Raw genomic sequence first — 16,087 nt, forward strand, 5'->3', positions numbered from 1 at the left:
AGCGGGCCTGCGCGATGGCGGTGCATCACGCCCCTCGAGCGACGCCGGCCCGCGTCAGTAGCGCTCTTTCTACCCAACAAGCGAGGACAGGATGAGCAGGACAGCACCGCGTGTGCATCTGGACCAGCCCGGCATCGAACACCTCAAGCGGCTGCAGCAGGCGCTCGATGCCGAACTGCGTGTCACGCTGCGGATGCGCGATGGCAGCCGCCTGGTCGGCACCCTGCTGGACCGACCCACGATCCAGCAGTTCCGCGGCCCCGACGGCCGCGAAGGCACCAATGGCCAGCTCCGGATCGACCTGGGCGGCGGCGACATCCGTGACCTGTGGCTGGACGAAGTGGCGCACTACACGCCGATGGGGTCGAGCTAGGCCATTCACTCTCTCCTGTGCGGGAACAGCGGGCGCTCATAGTCGTCCGGGTGGGCAGTATGTTCGGCCTCGGGCATGTCCGGGCGTTTCCACTGTGCCTTGTCGTTGCGCAGCTTGTCCGGGGTGTGTGCCTTGTCCTGGTCGCGGGGCGCGCCGACATCGGGTGGCCGGGTGTCGTCCGTTGCATCCGCCGCAGGCTCCGTCCCCGGCGGGCGGCCGCAGATGCGGCCGGCCCCGGTGTACAGCGAGTTCCCCTGCCAGCCCGGCTGGCGGTACTCGTCGCCGCGCGCCTGCCGGCCATACTCGCGCAGGGCGCGCTCCTCCGCGTCGGCATGGCTGCGTTCGCTGTGCCGATCCTCGCCGCCGCCCGGCAGCCGGCGCGCGCCCGGTGCCGCGCCACGCCGTGTGTCGTGCTCCGCGTCATGCGCCGGATCGTGGGGGCGCTGGTGAGCGGTGTGCGGGTTCCGTGGTGGCAATTCATTGCGATTCATCTGCTTCTCCTGCATGTGGCGTGGCCGGGGCATCCGCGCTCTGCGCTGAGGGCGGACAGGTGATGCGGTCGCAACGCGCGTGCCAGTGGCGGGACGCCTGCCACGCGTGGTCGCAACGAGTGGCGGCGGGCTGCGGATGCCTGCAATCCGTGCAGGCGGGTGGAAAATGCTGCGCGGTGCCGCACGTTCCCGCGTGGCTGCATGGCCGGCACGGCTCAGCCGGGCGTGGCGGCCGCGAGCGCTTCGGCGCAGCGTTGTGCGGCCAGTTCGATCCTGCGCAGCGTGTCGCGCGTTTCCGGCGACACCTCGCGGTCCAGCTGGCGCCTGAGCAGCGCCAGGCCCAGCGCCACCACGTTGAGGTCGTTGCGCAGGCCGTGCAGGGTGCGCTCATCCATGGCGGCGGCTCCGCGCCAGGTGGTTGTGCACGGTGCGGACGCTGATCCCCAGGGTGCGCGCGGTGGCGGTCTTGTCGCCGTCGTGGAACGCCAGCGTGCGCCTGAGCATCTCCTCCTCGACTACCTGCAGCGGCGTGCCGATGCGGAACCGCACGCTGTCGCCGTCGTCAGGCGCCCGTGCTGCCAGCGCCCGCGGGTTGATGTCGACCCACGGTCCACTGGCGCTCACGTGCGCGCGCTCGGTGGCGGCCATCAGTTCGCGCACGTTGCCCGGCCAGGGGTAGGACGAAAGCCGGGCGATGCCTGCCGGGTCCAGTCGCTTGGGCGGGCCGCCGTACTTGTCGTTCAACCTCGCCACGAACCGGTGCGCCAGCAGGCGGACGTCGTTGCCGCGCGCGCGTAGTGGCGGCAGTTCGATCACGTACTGGCCAAGGCGGTAGAACAGGTCGTCGCGGAGCGCGCCGTCGGCCGGCAGGCGGTTGGTGGCCGCCACGATGCGCACGTCCACGGGGATTTCGCCGCTTCCGCCGACCCGGACCACACTGCCGGTCTCAAGCACGCGCAACAGGTAGACCTGCAGGGCCGCGGGCATCTCGCCGATCTCGTCCAGGAACAGGGTGCCGCCGTGGGCCTGCTCGAGGACGCCGGCATGGCGGCTGGCGGCCCCGGTGAACGCGCCGCGTTCGTGGCCGAACAACTGGCTGGCCATCAGCTCCGCTGGCATGGCACCGCAGTTCACGCACACCAGCTTGCCGGTGCGGCCACTGTGCGCGTGCACGGCCCGCGCCACCAGTTCCTTTCCAGTGCCGGTTTCGCCCAGGACCAGCACGTTCATGCCGGTCGGCGCCACTCGCAGGATGTCCTGCCTGACCCGGCGCATGGCCGGGCATTCACCTACCAGGCCCAGGTCGCTCGCCTGCTGCCCGTGCTCGGGAACCTGCAGGTCTTGCTGCACCTGGCGGAACAACTGCTCCAGGGTGTCCGCACCGACCGGCTTGCCGATGAACGCGGTCGCCGGGCTGGCCACCGCACGCCGGATCTGCTCGGCGTCACTGGTGCCCGATACGAACACGATCTGGCCATGGCGGTCGGCGGGGATGCGGTCCAGGACGTCCAGTCCGGTGCCGTCGGGAAGCGCCATGTCCAGGATGGTCAGGTCGGCGTCGTTGCTCGACAGCCAGAAGGTCGCCTCGGACACGCTGTGGAACTGATGGGTGACAAACCCCTGGCGCCGGGCGACGCGCGTCAGGAACACGGAGAAGTCGGGATCATCATCGACGATGGCCAGCGTGGGAGTAGTCACTCGCATGTCCTCGGTTGCAGACCGCAGACGCTAGGCCGCGTGGTGTTACCCCGCTGTCAGACGCGTGTGGCCGCATTTGATCGGCGCCATACATCGCCACCACATGAGCGGGCACCGCGCGTGTGCCTGTGCGGCATCCACCGCATGCCGACGAAACCGCAAGGCCCGCGGCGCCCGCCCGGGCGCGCCCGGCGTGCCGACCTTGATCCACCCATGACCTCTGCTCACGTGCGGCGAATGGCCGCGCGCCGATAGTGAGGTATCGCAGCTGCGGACGAGAGGCACATGACTTCGCCCTTTTCCGGCCGCCGGATCCTGGTGGTGGAGGATGAATACCTGCTCGCCGAGTGCCTGCGCGAAATGCTGCGGGGCGAGGGCGCCGAGGTGCTGGGGCCCGCCAGCTGCGTGGAGGATGCCAATGCGCTGCTGGACCGCCATCCCGCGCCGGACGCGGCGGTGCTCGACATCAACCTTGGTCGCCAGGACGTGTACCCGGTGGCCGACAGGTTGAGCGGGCAGGGCATTCCCTTCCTGTTCACCACCGGCTACGACCATGGCCTGATTCCGGCGCGGCATGCGCAGCGGCTGCAGTGCGTCAAGCCGTTCGGCGCGGACGACATCCGCGCCCTGCTGCTGGAACTGCTGGGCGGCGATGCGCGCTGAGAGCGCCGACGCAGCGGGGGACGCGGGGCCCCGTATCACCGCCCCGACCCATCTGGCCGGATGGGTGTGGGACGTGGCCAGCGATGCGATCACCTGGTTCGATTCGGATTTCGACCTGGCAGGTTACCGGCCCGGGGGCTCGCCCCGGATATGCGCCGGCTCCTGTCGCGCGTGCACGAACACGACCGCGAACGCCTGCGGGCGGTGCTGGCACGGGCCGGCCAGAGGCGTGGGGAATCGACCTGCCAGTTCCGCTACTGGCTGCCTGACGGGCGCCAGCGGCAACTGCAGTTGAAAACGCTGTTCCGCCTGGGCGATGCGGAAGACCCGGGAAGGATCGCCGGCACCCTGCATGATGTCACCGGCCATCTCGACATCGAAAAGGCGCTGCACGAGAGCCTGGCGCGCTTCGCCCAGTTCGGCGACGCGGCGTCGGACGTGCTGTGGATCCGCAATGCGCAGACCCTGCGGCTCGAGTACCTGAGCCAGGCGTTCGACCGGCTCTATGGCTGTGACCGCGGGACGATGCTCGCCAATCCCACGCTGGACAACTGGATCCGCCTGATCGTGCGCGAGGACCGGCACCACGTGCGCGACGCGCTGCAGCGTGTCAGGCGCGGCGAGCGCGTTGTGGTCGAGTACCGGATCCGGCACGCGGACGGCCGCATCCGCTGGATGCGCAACACCAAGTTCCCGCTGCTCGATTGCGAGGGCCGGGTCGTACGCATCGGTGGCATCGGCCACGACGCCACCGAGGAGAAGGAAGCCGCCGACCGCGCCGGCGTACTGCTCGCCGAACTGCAGCATCGCACCCGCAACCTGATGGCGGTCGTGCGCGCGGTGGCCGAGCGTACGCTCGACGAATGCCGGACCCTGGCCGAGTTCCGCGACAGCTACCGCGGCCGCATCACCGCGATCGCGCGCGTCCACACCCTGCTCTCCAGCCTGGATGGCGGGCACAGGGTCAGCTTCGACCGGCTGCTGCGCGAGGAACTGCAGGCGCATGGCGCCGATCGCGCGCAGGTTCAGCTGGACGGCCCGGCCGGCGTGGGCCTGGAATCGGCGACGCTGCAGACCCTGGCCCTGGCGCTGCACGAACTGATGACCAATGCCACCAAATATGGGGCGCTTTCCGCGGGCAGCGGGCGACTGGCGGTGCGCTGGCGCCGGCAGCATCGCGACGATGGCGTACCGGTGCTGCAGGTGGAATGGAGCGAGCAGTGCGGCGACGTGCGGCGGCCGCCGGCCGGGCGCAGCGGCGGCTACGGCCGCGAACTGATCGAGCGTGCGCTGCCGTATCAGCTCAAGGCACGCACGTCGTATGCGTTGACCACGCACGGCGTGGAGTGCGTCATCGAAGTGCCGCTTCGCGCATCCTGAGCCCGGGGGCGGTCGGCGCAGCGGAGTGCCTTGCCGACGTGGATTCGCTCCACCAAGGCGGATGCATTGCCTACGGACGATGCGCCAGGCAGATGCGGGTGCGAGGCCAGCGTGCCACCGGCGGTCCTGGCCGCCATGAATCACATTGGCGGGCACGGAAACATCTGCAGCCGGCGTGCATCTTGTTCGCGCATGCCCGCCGTGCGGATGCGGAGAAATCCCTTGAAACACCGCATCCACGGCGATTCCCGGGTTGGCATGGTGTGTGCTGACAGTCCTGCTACCCGCACACGGAGTCCAGGACATGAAGGCAAAAACCACCCAGGCCGTCGCGAAGAAGCCCGCCAGCAAGCGTGTCGCCAAGGCCACCGGCAGAACCGCTGCCCAGGCCGCGACAGCCGGTGGCGGCAGGTCATCTGGAAAGGCCTCGTCCAGCGTCCAGGATGCGGTTGCGCTGCTCAAGGCGGATCACCGCGCGGTGGAGCAGATGTTCGTGCGGTACGCGAGCAGCGATGACGCCGACGACAAGTCCGAACTGGTTCGCGCCATCGGCAACGCGCTGGTCATCCACGCCCGGCTGGAAGAGGAAATTTTCTATCCGGCATGCCGCCAGGGCGGTATCGAGGACGCGCTCATGGATGAGGCGCAGGTCGAACATGACACGCTCGCCCTGTTCATCCGCGAGCTGGTGGAAGAACGCCCCGATGCGCCGTTCCACGACGCGAAAGTCAAGGTACTCGGTGAGTACGTGAATCTGCATGTCCGCGAGGAGGAGAAGCCGAGCAGCGGGATCTTCGCGAAGGCCGTGGCATCCGGCCTGGACATGGCAGTGCTGGGAGAACGCCTGGCGGCCCGCAAGCAGGAACTCGAACTGCAGGCCGACACTGACGGCGTGATTCTCCCGTCCCCCGCACGCTCGGCACCCAGTGTTATTCCGATCATGGAGATATGAACATGGCACGATACAACCAGGAACGCGACGAGCAGGGACGCTTCGTGAGCGATGACGACCGCCGCTACTCCAGCCAGGGGCGCCAGGACGATGAACGTGGCTACGGCCGTTCCCGCGATGACGACGACCGCGGTTCGCGTGGCCGCGACGACGACCGCGGCGGCCGCTACAGCCGCTCGCGCTACGACGACGACCGCGGCAGCGCCAGCCGCGCGCGGGACGACGATGACCGCGGCGGCGCACGGGGCGGCCACGGCGGCTGGTTCGGTGACCCGGAAGGCCATTCGCGCGCCTCCGAGCGCGGCTGGGAAGGCCGTCGCAACGACGATGACGAGCGGGGCGGCCGCTACAGCCGTTCGCGCTACGACGACGATCGTGGCGGCTCCAGCCGCTCGCGCTACGACGACGACCGGGGCGGTTCCTCGCGTGGTGGACATGGCGGCTGGTTCGGTGATCCGGAGGGTCATGCGCGCGCCGCCGAACGTGGCTGGGAGAACCGCCGCGACGATGATGACGACCGCGGCCGCTACAGCCGCTCGCGCTACGACGACGACCGCGGTGGCTCCAGCCGTTCCCGCTACGACGATGACCGGGGCGGCGGCGGACGCGGGGGTGGTTCGGCGACCCGGAAGGCCACGCCCGGGCGGCAGAGCGCGGTTGGGAAACCCGTCGGGATGACGACGACGACCGTGGCCGCCGCGGCGGTTCGCGCGGCCGCTGAGCAGCGCGGTATGAGTGCGGCATGCAGGGCCCGTTCGCGGGCCCTGCATCCATCCACGCGTCATCCGCGCGCGCCACGACGGCGCGCCCGCCGGCGGGCGCAGCCTGCGACGCAATCCGGTGGACGGTGCGGCGCTGCTGCGGCAAGTGCAACAGCGGGTCCTGATCGCAGGATGGGCGGGTGTGCCGTCCGGCAGGCCCGCATCCCGTCGTGCTGGCGGCGTACATGATGGTGGCGTGACGCGCCGGATCGATTGGAAAATTCAATGGTGCGCGAGGGCGTCGCCGGGCTGATCATCGCCATCCAGACGGTGCAGAATGCATCACCTTCCACCGGATGCTGCCGATATGAACCAGACCGTCAAAGCCTATGGCGCCCACGCCGGCGACCGCCCCCTGGAGCCGCTGGACATCACCCGCCGCGCGCCTGGCGCGCACGACGTGCAGATCGAGATCGCCTATTGCGGCATCTGCCACTCCGACCTGCACCAGGTGCGCGCCGAGTGGCAGGGCACCCACTTCCCCTGCGTGCCCGGGCATGAAATCGTCGGCCGCGTCTCGGCGGTCGGCGCCGAGGTGACCGGCTTCGCGCCGGGCGATCTGGTCGGCGTGGGCTGCATCGTCGACAGCTGCCGCCACTGTGACGACTGCGCCGAAGGGCTGGAAAACTACTGCCACGGCATGGTTGGCACCTACAACGGCAAGACCGCCGACGCCCCGGGCTGGACGCTGGGCGGTTACTCGCAGCGCATCGTGGTCCACCAGCGCTACGTGCTGCGCATCCGCCACCCCGAGGCACAGCTGGCCGCGGTGGCGCCGCTGCTGTGCGCCGGCATCACCACCTGGTCGCCGCTGCGCCACTGGCACGCCGGCCCCGGGCGCAAGGTCGGCGTGGTCGGCATCGGCGGCCTGGGCCACATGGGCATCAAGCTGGCCCACGCGCTGGGCGCGCGGGTGGTCGCCTTCACCACGTCCGAATCCAAGCGCGAGGCGGCGCTGGCGCTGGGCGCCGACGAAGTAGTGGTCTCGCGCGACCGCGCGGCAATGGCGGCCCATGCCGGCAGCTTCGACCTGATCGTCAACACCGTGGCCGCACCGCACGACCTCGACGCCTTCCTGGCGCTGCTGCGTCGCGACGGCGCCATGGTGCTGGTCGGTGCGCCGGCCACGCCGCACCCGTCGCCGAACGTGTTCAACCTGATCACCCAGCGCCGCACCCTGGCCGGCTCGATGATCGGCGGCATTCCCGAGACCCAGGAAATGCTCGATTTCTGCGCCGAGCACGGCATCGTCGCCGACATCGAGCTGATCGCCGCCGGGCAGATCAACGACGCCTACGAGCGCATGCTGGCCGGCGACGTGAAGTACCGCTTCGTCATCGACAACGCCACCCTGGCCGACTGAAGCCGGGGAGCCCGGGGTGCCGGGGCGCAGCGCGCCGGCACCCCGGGCGGGCGTTGCCCGCCCTGCGCCTCAGCGGGTGCGCTTGCCGGGCGGAATGGTCAGCAGGATCGAGGCGATGGCGCCGATCACCATCAACCGGTTGAACCCCATTGCCACGATTGCTGCCTCGCGCATGGCCAGCTCGTCCTGGATCCGCGGGGCGATGTTGAGCGTGGTCTGCGCGGACAACCAGAACGTGACCACGCCCAGGATCATGCCGTACAGCAGGCGGTCGGTGCCGTGGAATGCGGTACCCGCGGTGCGCGTGGTGGCGTTCATGCGTTCCCGTCCCGGGGGCCTTCGGGCGGCGCGCACAACCAGGCCGCGGCCGCGCTGAGCATCGCCTGCAGCCCGGTCTTCAGCGTCGGCTCGAGCACCGGTGCGAAACGCGGCGAGTGGTTGCTCGGCAGCGTATTGAGGGTGCCTTCGGCCCGGGCCTTGGCGTACGCCCGCGGATCGGTGCCGCCGACGAACCAGAACACGTAGGGCACGCCCCAGGTGCGGCCGAACACGCTGAAGTCCTCGCTGGCGGACATCGGCTTGCTCTGCAGCGCGTTGTCGCCGAACTGGGCATGGAACGCCGCCGCCACGCGCGCGGTGGCGTCATGGTCGTTGTCGGTCATCGGGTAGCTGCTGAGCGTGGTGAACTCCGGCGGCCGCGGCGCGCCCGAGGCGTCGCACTCGGCGCAGCAGATGCGCCTGACCGCCTGCAGCATGTGCGTGCGCACCGCCTCGTCATAGGTGCGCATGTTGAGCTTCAGGGTGGCATCGTCGGGAATGATGTTCTCCTTGGTGCCGGCCTGCAGCGCGCCGATGGTGAGCACCGCGCTGTCCAGCGGTGCCACTTCGCGCGAGACGATGGTCTGCAGGCGCATGACCGTGGCCGCGGCCATCACCACCGGATCCACCGCGGTCTGCGGCTGCGAGCCATGCGACCCGCGCCCGAACAGCGTGACCTTGAGGCTGTCGGCCGCCGACAGGATCACCCCGGGCCGATAGCTCACCGTGCCGGCCGCGCCGACCATCACATGCTGGCCCAGCACCACCTCGGCACGCGGCAGGCCCAGGCGCTCCCAGTCGGCGATCATCGCGTTGGCCCCCTGGGCGGTTTCCTCGCCGGGCTGGAACACCACCATCAGCGTGCCACGCCATGCGCCACGCGCCCCGGCGAGCACCTGGGCGGCACCCATCAACCAGGTCACGTGCAGGTCGTGGCCGCAGGAATGGGCTACGCCCACCGTGCGCCCGTCGCCGTCGGTGGCGGTCGCGGTGCTGGCGTAGGGCAGGCCGGTCCGCTCGGCCATGGGCAGTGCATCCATGTCCGCGCGCAGCATGACCGTGGGCCCGTCGCCGTTGCGCAGCAGCCCGACCACGCCGGTGCCCCCGACGCCGCGGGTCACGACATAGCCGAGCCGTTGCAGGTGGTCGGCGGCGATGCCGGCGGTGCGCTGTTCCTGCATCGACAGTTCCGGGTGCTGGTGCAGGTCCTGGTAGATCTCCACGAGGCGTGGCTGCAGTTGCGCGAAGAGCGGTTCCAGTGCGGCGGTCAGCGGGTTCATGGTCGATCCTCCGGAAAGCCGGCATCACGCTGCGCCTGCGACTGTTACTGGCGCGAAAAGAACCGGGCTTCCACCGCGTCCGGCGGAAACCGGGGCAGGGTCGGCTTCCGCCCCCGGGCGCGGGGCGGGGTGAGCCTCCCGCCGCACCCCGCCGGGGAAGGTGGTACGTTCGGCTGCAGCAGCAGGCATCGGCTGTTGGCGGTGCCGGGCAGGCCCGGGCTCGCGCCGGCGCCCCATGACGGATGGCGCGCCGGGTGTCGGATCGCGGGCGGCCGCGGCGCGGGGGCAAGGGCGCACGGGATCGGCACCGTGGCGGTGCCGGGGACGCCCGCCGCGCAGTACCGATGACCGGCGTCCAACAATCATGGCGTTGGCTGTAACCGGAATGCCCCGCGCAGCGAAACCCTTTGGATGACCGACTTTTCGCCAAACACGCCCGTGTCCCTCCCGCCAGCCCCATGCGCGCAGCGCTGGCGCTGCGTCGCGGGAATGGGTGGGTGGCGCGCCTGTCCGGGCCCGGGGGCAGGGAAGGGCGGCCGGTGAGCAGCCCGGTGTCCATGCCGGCGTCCGCGGCGCCGCCACCCGCCGACCCGATCGAGACCGTGCTGCGTGCGCAGTTCGAGGCCGGGCTGGGCGGCGACACGGCGGCGTACCGGCGCTTCCTGGACGCGTTGAGCGCACGCCTGCGTGCGTTCCTGCGGCGTCGGCTGGGTGCGGCGCCGGATGACGTCGAGGACATCCTGCAGGAGACCCTGCTGGCCATCCACAACAGCCGCCATACCTACCGCAGCGGCGAACCCCTGACCGCGTGGGTCTATGCCATCGCCCGCTACAAACTGATGGACTTCCATCGCAGCCACCACCGGCGCGAGGCGCTGAACCTGCCGCTGGAGGCAGCGCAGGACGTGTTCGCCGCCACCGACACCGAATCGGCCCAGGCCCGGCATGACCTCGGACAACTGCTGCAGGCGCTGCCCGACCGCCATCGCCTGCCGATCCTGCACGTCAAGCTTGGCGGCCTGTCCGTCAGCGAAACCGCGCGGCTCACCGGCATGTCCGAATCGGCGGTGAAAGTGGGCATCCACCGCGGCCTGAAGGCACTGGCATTGAAAATACGGAGTGCGGCATGAAAACCCATGATCTGATCGATCTGCTGGCCAGCGACCCGGTGCCGGTGCAGCGGCACGCGGCCGCGCGCCGGTTCGGCCTGGCGCTGCCGGCGGGAGCGCTGCTGTCGCTGGGCCTGATGCTGGCCGGCTATGGGCTGCGGCCCGACCTGGCCGAGGTCTCGGTCCAGCCGCTGTTCTGGGCCAAGGCCGGGTTCGCGCTGGCGATGTTGTGCGGGGCACTGTGGGTGACCGCGCGGCTGTCGCGCCCGGGCCGGACGGTGGCGGCGGCCTGGTCGGGACCGGGAATTCCGCTGTTGCTGCTGTGGGGCGCCGCCGCGGCCGCGCTGTGGTTGGCACCGGGCGACGAGCGCGTGGCGATGCTGCTGGGGCGCAGCTGGCGCAGCTGTGCCTTCAGCATCGCCGGTCTCTCGCTGCCCTTGATGGCAACGACCTTCTGGGCGCTACGTGGACTGGCGCCGACGCGCCTGCGGCTGACCGGTGCCGCAGCCGGGCTGCTGTCGGCCGCCGTCGCCGCCGTGGTCTACAGCCTGCATTGCCCGGAGATGGACGTGCCGTTCTGGGCGGTGTGGTACGTGCTGGGTCTGTCGCTGCCCACCGCCGCCGGCGCACTGCTGGGGCCGCGCCTGCTGCGCTGGTGAGCCGCGCCCGGGGCGGCGCCGGACCTACCTCGATGGCGGCAGCGCATTGGCCCGGCGGATGCCGCGGCGCGCGCCGGTTCCGCCCGTCGCCAGGCCGCAACGGCCGGATGCTGGAGCGGCGCCGGCCGCTGGCGCACTGCGCATGAATGCAGCAGCACGCGGTTGCGGTGGCGTGTAACCGCCGGCCCGCATCGCGCGAATGGATATCCACCCACCCACTGGAGATTCCCATGCATTGCTTCCGTTCCCTGCTTGCCGTTGCCGTCCTCGCCGCTGCCGGCGTGCCCGCCACCAGCGCGCTGGCCGCCGACCCGCCGGCCGCCGCGCCGGCCATGGCCATGGCGATGACGCCCAGCGTGGCGATCCGCGCCTATGACCGGATGGCATTCGACCAGGCGCAGGCGGCCAACAAGCCGATCCTGGTCTGGGTGCACGCGCCGTGGTGCCCGGTGTGCCGCGAACAGGAAAAGGCGATCAAGCAGATCACCGCCGATCCCGCCTACCGCGACCTGCTGGTGCTGCGCATCGATTTCGATACCCAGAAGCCGCTGTGGCAGAAGTTCGGCGCGACCATGCAATCGACCCTGATCGGGTTCCATGGCAAGCGTGAAACCGGCCGGGTGGCGCACGAAAGCGACGCGGCGCGGGTCGCGCCCGTGCTGCGCTCGACCCTGTCCGGCAGCTGAGGCCGGCGCTGCATGAGCCTGGGTTTGAATCCGGCACTGGCCTACGTGGCCGGTGCCCTGACCATCCTGTCACCGTGCGTGCTGCCACTGGTGCCGATCGTGCTGTCGTCGGCGGCGCAGCGCCACCGCCTGGCGCCGCTGGCGCTGTCGGCGGGCCTGGTGCTGGCGTTCACCGCCACCGGTTTCGTGGTGGCGGCGTTCGGCCAGTCGCTGGGCATCGACACCCTGGCGGTACGCGCCGCGGGCGCGGTGATCCTGTGTCTGGCCGGGCTGGTACTGCTGTTGCCGCCGCTGCAGCGCCTGCTGACCCGCGTGGCCACGCCGCTGGCGAGCTGGGCGGGCCGCACCCAGCTCGCCGTCGACGCGCGGGGAGGGCTGTGGGGCCAGGCCCTGGTCGGGATGCTGCTGGGCGTGGTGTGGGCCCCCTGCGTCGGGCCGACGCTGGGGGCCGCCATCGCGCTGGCGGCGGCAGGCCAGAGCCTGGGCGCGGCCTTGCTGGTGATGGCGGCGTTCGGCCTGGGCATCGCCAGCGTGCTGCTGGTCATCGCCTTTGCCGCACGCGGCGCCCTGGACCGCTGGCGTGGCCGGCTGATGGGCGCCGGCAGCCGCGGCAAACAGCTGCTGGGCGTCCTGCTGCTGCTCGTCGGCGGGCTGATCCTCAGTGGTGCGGACCGCCGGATCGAAGCCTTCGCCCTGGACCACCTGCCGGACTGGATGACACGCCTGTCCACCGCGTTCTGAGGACGGGCTGCGCGCTGTGCCCGGGATGCGGCCCGCATGGCCGCATCCCGGTTGCGCATCGAGCCGCCTCGGTCACGGCGGAGGGGCCATGCCCTGCATGCGGGCCGCGGCACGACGGAACATGCAGGCCATGGTGGAGGTCGGGCTCAGGCCGTTCCGCCCGCCGGCCGCGTCGCTTCAAAGGTGACGACCTGGTCGCCCTTCCGGGGGCGGCGACCGCGCTGGTAATTGCCTGAAACGACCACGTCCGTGAAACCGGCCGCGTACAAGGCCAGAGCGAATTCCTCGACTCCCCACCAGCGCAGCTTGAACAGGTCGAGCTCGGTCGCTGCCAGGTTGCCTTTCCGCCAGTGCTCGTAGCGCAGGTGGGACAGGGTCGTCTGCGCGATGTAGTCGGTTTCGACCCGATGATCCGTCAGCGTCAACAGTTCACCTTCCCCGGTGGTCCAGCTACGCAATGCACCGGACGGGCCCAGGAAGCCGTCGATCGCGTCGAGGTCGAGGACCAGCTTGCCACCCGGCAGCAGATGTTGATGGAACCGCCTGAGCACGGCGCAGGCCGCCGCGGCATCCGTGATCAGCTGCAGGGAGCCGGCCGGGATGATGATCGCGGCGAACTTCCTGTCATAGGCGAAGTCCTCGAAACCGCGGCGCGTCAGGTTCGCGGGTACGCCATGCGTCCGGCATGCCGCGCGGCAGTAGCCCAGCATTTCCTCGGAGGTGTCGAACCCTTCGACCGCGAATCCAGCCTTGAGCAGCGGTACCAGAATCCGCCCGTTGCCAACCGCAGGTTCCAGCACCGGGCCTGCGCACTCGCCAAGCAACTGCTGGTAGTACTCCACATCACCGAACGACCGGCCGACCGGCTTGTCCAGGTTGTAGACCCATGACGCGAGCCTTCCGTAACGATTTTCCATGCCACTCCCGTGCAGCCGCGCTGCGCTCCCGTTCGCATCTGGCCGCGCAGCATACCGTCGGGCAAGCGCGATTGCGCCCCTGCCGCGTCTGCGGGGCCAGCGGCGCGGACCGGATTGAAACGGCAGGCAGGCAACAGGTGTGTCGAGCTATGAAGGGGCCGCGTGCGCGTCCGGCGGTACGGGCTGGCTGTCTGATGCGGTGGCCACGCGTGGCGCTCCCGGGTCACCTGCCAACCCGTGGTGAGAGCGAAAATCGCAGCCAGCCAAGCCAGCCAAGGCAGGCTGCATAGGCCAGCCACCCAGGCGACACGACAACCCATGCGGGGCCTGCACATGGAGCGCTGGCCCCGCTGCGGCGTGTAGTGATCCGTCAGACGGTGGCCGTGGCCACCACGGCCAGGGGCGCTCGTGCTCGACTCGACACCCCCGGGTTGCCGCCATCGACGGTTGCCGACCGTGAGAGGCGGAACTGGGACACTGCCCTGGACAGTTCGGCAGCTTGTTCCTCCATCGCTCGGGCCGCGGCTGTTGCTTCCTCCACCAGCGCGGCGTTCTGTTGTGTCGCTTCGTCCATCTGGGTAATGGTCCGGTTGACCTGTTCGATCCCTGCAGATTGCTCCTGTGACGCTGCCGAGATCTCCCCCATGATGTCTGTGACCCGCTGGACCGACCCGACGATGTCATCCATCGTAGCCCCGGCGCGGCCCACCAGGTTCGAGCCATCGGCGACCTGTTCCACCGATTCATCGATCAGTCGCTTGATCTCCTTGGCAGCGTTTGCCGAGCGCTGGGCCAAGGTGCGGACTTCCGAAGCAACCACGGCAAAACCACGGCCCTGATCACCGGCACGCGCGGCCTCGACTGCAGCGTTCAAGGCGAGAATGTTCGTCTGGAAGGCAATTCCGTCGATTACCGAGATGATCTCCGCCATCTTCCTTGAGCTGGCTTCGATGCCCGACATTGTCTCCACAACGCGGCTCACCACCTCGCCCCCCTGCAACGCAATCGTGGCGGCCGAACGGGCCAGCTGATTTGCCTGCTGCGCGTGCTCGGCGTTCTGCCGCACGGTCGAGGTCAGCTCCTCCATGGACGCTGCCGTTTCCTCCAGATTCGCTGCCTGCTGTTCGGTACGACGTGAAAGATCATCATTGCCCGCGGCGATCTCCGTGGCGGCCGTATCGGTACTGTGCGCCGCCGCCTGGATCCGGGAAACGATGCTTGCCAGCTGGCCAATGGTCGCGTTCGCGTCGTCCTGCATCCTGGCGAAGACGCCTTGAAATTCGCCCTCCATCCGATTGGTGAGGTCACCCTCAGCCAGGGCACGCAGCAGCTCAGACAGTCTACCCAGGTTCTTGTCACTGACTTCCATCATGGCATTCAGGCCATCAACCATGATCCTGAAATCATGATCAAAGGCGGCTGCGTTGCCGCGTTCCGAGAAGTCGCCGGCGGCGGCCGCCCGCGCCAGCCGCTTTATCTCTTCGTTTATGGCCGACAAGCTTGCCTTTGCCGCATCCATGGCCTGGTGCAGTATCGCGCGGCTACCAGGCAGGCGGCGCGCATCGCGGCTCAGGTCTCCTTTTGCATAGGCATTGAGAACGTCGATGGCGTCCACGATGGCATCAAGATGCTCGAACATCATGGTATTGATGCCCTGTGCCAGATCGCCGTATGTTCCAGGGAAATCCGTCGGCATCCTGTGCGCGATATCCGGGCCTGCGTGCTGAGTGATCATCAGGCCGGTCTCGCTGGAGAACCGGCGAATTTCGTCCTGCATCTGGCCCATGGCACGCAGAAGCTGGCCGGGCTCGTCCGTGGCAGAGGTCTCCACGTCGTTCTGAAGCCGTCCTCCGGCGATTGCGTTCGCCACCTGGGTCGCGCGGGTCAGAGGACCCACCAGGCTTCGAGTGATCGCCCAGGACAGGGCCGCGCCCAAAGCCACGAAGATGCACAAGGCGGCCAACAGCACTGCCCGCGTCCTGCCGGCCGTTCTCTTGGCCTCTTCGTATGCGGCCATGGCTTTGCGGGTATGCGCGTTGGCAGCATCCTTCAGCAGCAATTGCCATGCGGTTACCGCGGGCCTCGCCCTGGACAGCAGCATTGCCTGTGCTTCCGCATTCCGATCCGCCAGTGCGAGCGCGATAACCTCGTCATTGCGCGTGCGGGCCAAGGAACGTGCGGCGGCGATTCGCTTCAAAAGCGCCTTTCCATCCGCGTCGTTGGTCAGTTCTTCCATCTTCTTTTCGGCTTCGGAGTACTGCTTGCGACGAGCCTCAATCTCCTTGAGTGCCTGCTGGTTCTGCTGTTCACCGGTGACCATCGTGAGAACATCCATCGCGGCGATGATCGCTGCGTTCGCCTCTTGCATCTCTGTCGACTGCTTGATTACCGTCAAATTGCGGCCCATCACCTCATCCATCTGCTGCTGGACATGCCTCAGTTGCCAGATGGCGAATGCACAGATTGCACTTGCGAGTACGATTAATGCAGAGAACGCCAGTGCAAGCCGCGCGCCAACCTTGAGTCGCATGAGTACCGTTTTCATCCCGCCTTCTCCAGCAGGCCCAATGCCCGCTATCCCAGTTGTCGTCAATAACGGCAACTGGGCCGCAGCCTTGCTGATCCATTGGTCGTAGGAATTGCCCTGACATTACGAATATCTCAAGTTTGGCGACCTGAAGCCGCTGCCGAGTAAA

Annotated in this window: 17 protein-coding genes; 10 read left to right on the forward strand and 7 right to left on the reverse strand. The window is 69.1% G+C overall.

Annotated features, from left to right (window positions below; genetic code table 11):
• Nucleotides 1-91 precede the first annotated feature (91 nt).
• Nucleotides 92-373, forward strand: a complete 282-nt coding sequence (locus B1L07_07980; protein AUZ55034.1) for a hypothetical protein — start codon at nucleotides 92-94, stop codon at nucleotides 371-373.
• Between the two features lie 5 nt (nucleotides 374-378).
• Here B1L07_07980 and B1L07_07985 read toward each other — a convergent pair whose 3' ends face one another.
• The 3 genes from B1L07_07985 to B1L07_07995 all read right to left on the reverse strand — a co-directional run bounded on the left by B1L07_07985 (nucleotide 379) and on the right by B1L07_07995 (nucleotide 2,568).
• Nucleotides 379-597: a hypothetical protein gene (locus B1L07_07985; protein AUZ56515.1), complete on the reverse strand. Its 219-nt coding sequence runs from the start codon at nucleotides 595-597 to the stop codon at nucleotides 379-381.
• Nucleotides 598-1,079: 482 nt separating this feature from the next.
• Entirely contained in the window at nucleotides 1,080-1,259 is a 180-nt protein-coding gene (locus tag B1L07_07990; protein ID AUZ55035.1) for a hypothetical protein, read from the reverse strand.
• Nucleotides 1,252-2,568 (reverse strand): hypothetical protein, encoded by a 1,317-nt coding sequence (locus B1L07_07995; protein ID AUZ55036.1) that lies wholly within the window; start codon nucleotides 2,566-2,568, stop codon nucleotides 1,252-1,254. The genes B1L07_07990 and B1L07_07995 overlap by 8 nt, the downstream gene beginning before the upstream one ends.
• Nucleotides 2,569-2,847: 279 nt before the next feature.
• Here B1L07_07995 and B1L07_08000 point away from each other — a divergent pair, with 279 nt between their 5' ends.
• The 5 genes from B1L07_08000 to B1L07_08020 all read left to right on the forward strand — a co-directional run bounded on the left by B1L07_08000 (nucleotide 2,848) and on the right by B1L07_08020 (nucleotide 7,681).
• On the forward strand, nucleotides 2,848-3,225 hold the full coding sequence (locus tag B1L07_08000) for a hypothetical protein (GenBank protein AUZ55037.1): 378 nt from the start codon (nucleotides 2,848-2,850) through the stop codon (nucleotides 3,223-3,225).
• 150 nt (nucleotides 3,226-3,375) lie between these two features.
• Nucleotides 3,376-4,605: a hypothetical protein gene (locus B1L07_08005; GenBank protein ID AUZ55038.1), complete on the forward strand. Its 1,230-nt coding sequence runs from the start codon at nucleotides 3,376-3,378 to the stop codon at nucleotides 4,603-4,605.
• 454 nt (nucleotides 4,606-5,059) lie between these two features.
• Nucleotides 5,060-5,557, forward strand: a complete 498-nt coding sequence (locus B1L07_08010) for a hypothetical protein (GenBank protein ID AUZ56516.1) — start codon at nucleotides 5,060-5,062, stop codon at nucleotides 5,555-5,557.
• Complete coding sequence (locus B1L07_08015; GenBank protein ID AUZ55039.1) at nucleotides 5,554-6,507, forward strand: hypothetical protein; 954 nt, start codon at nucleotides 5,554-5,556, stop codon at nucleotides 6,505-6,507. The genes B1L07_08010 and B1L07_08015 overlap by 4 nt, the downstream gene beginning before the upstream one ends.
• Before the next feature lie 118 nt (nucleotides 6,508-6,625).
• The gene (locus B1L07_08020; GenBank protein AUZ55040.1) at nucleotides 6,626-7,681 is read left to right on the forward strand and encodes a zinc-binding dehydrogenase; all 1,056 of its coding nucleotides are present in this window, start codon (nucleotides 6,626-6,628) and stop codon (nucleotides 7,679-7,681) included.
• A 69-nt stretch (nucleotides 7,682-7,750) separates the two neighbouring features.
• On the opposite strand, the gene B1L07_08025 is transcribed toward B1L07_08020, so the two are convergent.
• Entirely contained in the window at nucleotides 7,751-7,999 is a 249-nt protein-coding gene (locus B1L07_08025) for a hypothetical protein (protein AUZ55041.1), read from the reverse strand.
• Nucleotides 7,996-9,279 carry an amidohydrolase gene (locus B1L07_08030; GenBank protein AUZ55042.1) on the reverse strand — a complete coding sequence of 428 codons (1,284 nt, stop codon included), beginning with the start codon at nucleotides 9,277-9,279 and terminating at the stop codon, nucleotides 7,996-7,998. The genes B1L07_08025 and B1L07_08030 overlap by 4 nt, the downstream gene beginning before the upstream one ends.
• 557 nt (nucleotides 9,280-9,836) lie before the next feature.
• Here B1L07_08030 and B1L07_08035 point away from each other — a divergent pair.
• The 4 genes from B1L07_08035 (at nucleotide 9,837) to B1L07_08050 (ending at nucleotide 12,474) form a co-directional block, all read left to right on the forward strand.
• A complete protein-coding gene (locus tag B1L07_08035; protein ID AUZ56517.1) occupies nucleotides 9,837-10,409 on the forward strand; it encodes an RNA polymerase subunit sigma in 573 nt (190 codons plus the stop codon).
• Complete coding sequence (locus tag B1L07_08040; GenBank protein AUZ55043.1) at nucleotides 10,406-11,047, forward strand: hypothetical protein; 642 nt, start codon at nucleotides 10,406-10,408, stop codon at nucleotides 11,045-11,047. The genes B1L07_08035 and B1L07_08040 overlap by 4 nt, the downstream gene beginning before the upstream one ends.
• Before the next feature lie 230 nt (nucleotides 11,048-11,277).
• Nucleotides 11,278-11,733: a thiol reductase thioredoxin gene (locus B1L07_08045; GenBank protein ID AUZ55044.1), complete on the forward strand. Its 456-nt coding sequence runs from the start codon at nucleotides 11,278-11,280 to the stop codon at nucleotides 11,731-11,733.
• A gap of 12 nt (nucleotides 11,734-11,745) precedes the next feature.
• Nucleotides 11,746-12,474 (forward strand): cytochrome C biogenesis protein, encoded by a 729-nt coding sequence (locus tag B1L07_08050; protein AUZ55045.1) that lies wholly within the window; start codon nucleotides 11,746-11,748, stop codon nucleotides 12,472-12,474.
• 146 nt (nucleotides 12,475-12,620) lie between these two features.
• Here B1L07_08050 and B1L07_08055 read toward each other — a convergent pair whose 3' ends face one another.
• The gene (locus B1L07_08055; protein ID AUZ55046.1) at nucleotides 12,621-13,391 is read right to left on the reverse strand and encodes an SAM-dependent methyltransferase; all 771 of its coding nucleotides are present in this window, start codon (nucleotides 13,389-13,391) and stop codon (nucleotides 12,621-12,623) included.
• Between the two features lie 370 nt (nucleotides 13,392-13,761).
• Nucleotides 13,762-15,936 (reverse strand): methyl-accepting chemotaxis protein, encoded by a 2,175-nt coding sequence (locus B1L07_08060; GenBank protein AUZ55047.1) that lies wholly within the window; start codon nucleotides 15,934-15,936, stop codon nucleotides 13,762-13,764.
• Between the last annotated feature and the right edge of the window lie 151 nt (nucleotides 15,937-16,087).

It is taken from the genome of Stenotrophomonas acidaminiphila (assembly GCA_002951995.1).
Taxonomy (GTDB): domain Bacteria; phylum Pseudomonadota; class Gammaproteobacteria; order Xanthomonadales; family Xanthomonadaceae; genus Stenotrophomonas; species Stenotrophomonas acidaminiphila_A.

Coding starts and splice junctions, on each gene's coding strand:
- B1L07_08005 (AUZ55038.1), top strand. CDS start 3,376: ATGCGCCGGCTCCTGTCGCGCGTGCACGAACACGACCGCGAACGCCTG.
- B1L07_08035 (AUZ56517.1), top strand. CDS start 9,837: ATGCCGGCGTCCGCGGCGCCGCCACCCGCCGACCCGATCGAGACCGTG.
- B1L07_07980 (AUZ55034.1), top strand. CDS start 92: ATGAGCAGGACAGCACCGCGTGTGCATCTGGACCAGCCCGGCATCGAA.
- B1L07_08025 (AUZ55041.1), bottom strand. CDS start 7,999: ATGAACGCCACCACGCGCACCGCGGGTACCGCATTCCACGGCACCGAC.
- B1L07_07995 (AUZ55036.1), bottom strand. CDS start 2,568: ATGCGAGTGACTACTCCCACGCTGGCCATCGTCGATGATGATCCCGAC.
- B1L07_07990 (AUZ55035.1), bottom strand. CDS start 1,259: ATGGATGAGCGCACCCTGCACGGCCTGCGCAACGACCTCAACGTGGTG.
- B1L07_08040 (AUZ55043.1), top strand. CDS start 10,406: ATGAAAACCCATGATCTGATCGATCTGCTGGCCAGCGACCCGGTGCCG.
- B1L07_08045 (AUZ55044.1), top strand. CDS start 11,278: ATGCATTGCTTCCGTTCCCTGCTTGCCGTTGCCGTCCTCGCCGCTGCC.
- B1L07_08020 (AUZ55040.1), top strand. CDS start 6,626: ATGAACCAGACCGTCAAAGCCTATGGCGCCCACGCCGGCGACCGCCCC.
- B1L07_08000 (AUZ55037.1), top strand. CDS start 2,848: ATGACTTCGCCCTTTTCCGGCCGCCGGATCCTGGTGGTGGAGGATGAA.
- B1L07_08060 (AUZ55047.1), bottom strand. CDS start 15,936: ATGAAAACGGTACTCATGCGACTCAAGGTTGGCGCGCGGCTTGCACTG.
- B1L07_08055 (AUZ55046.1), bottom strand. CDS start 13,391: ATGGAAAATCGTTACGGAAGGCTCGCGTCATGGGTCTACAACCTGGAC.
- B1L07_08050 (AUZ55045.1), top strand. CDS start 11,746: ATGAGCCTGGGTTTGAATCCGGCACTGGCCTACGTGGCCGGTGCCCTG.
- B1L07_08030 (AUZ55042.1), bottom strand. CDS start 9,279: ATGAACCCGCTGACCGCCGCACTGGAACCGCTCTTCGCGCAACTGCAG.
- B1L07_08015 (AUZ55039.1), top strand. CDS start 5,554: ATGAACATGGCACGATACAACCAGGAACGCGACGAGCAGGGACGCTTC.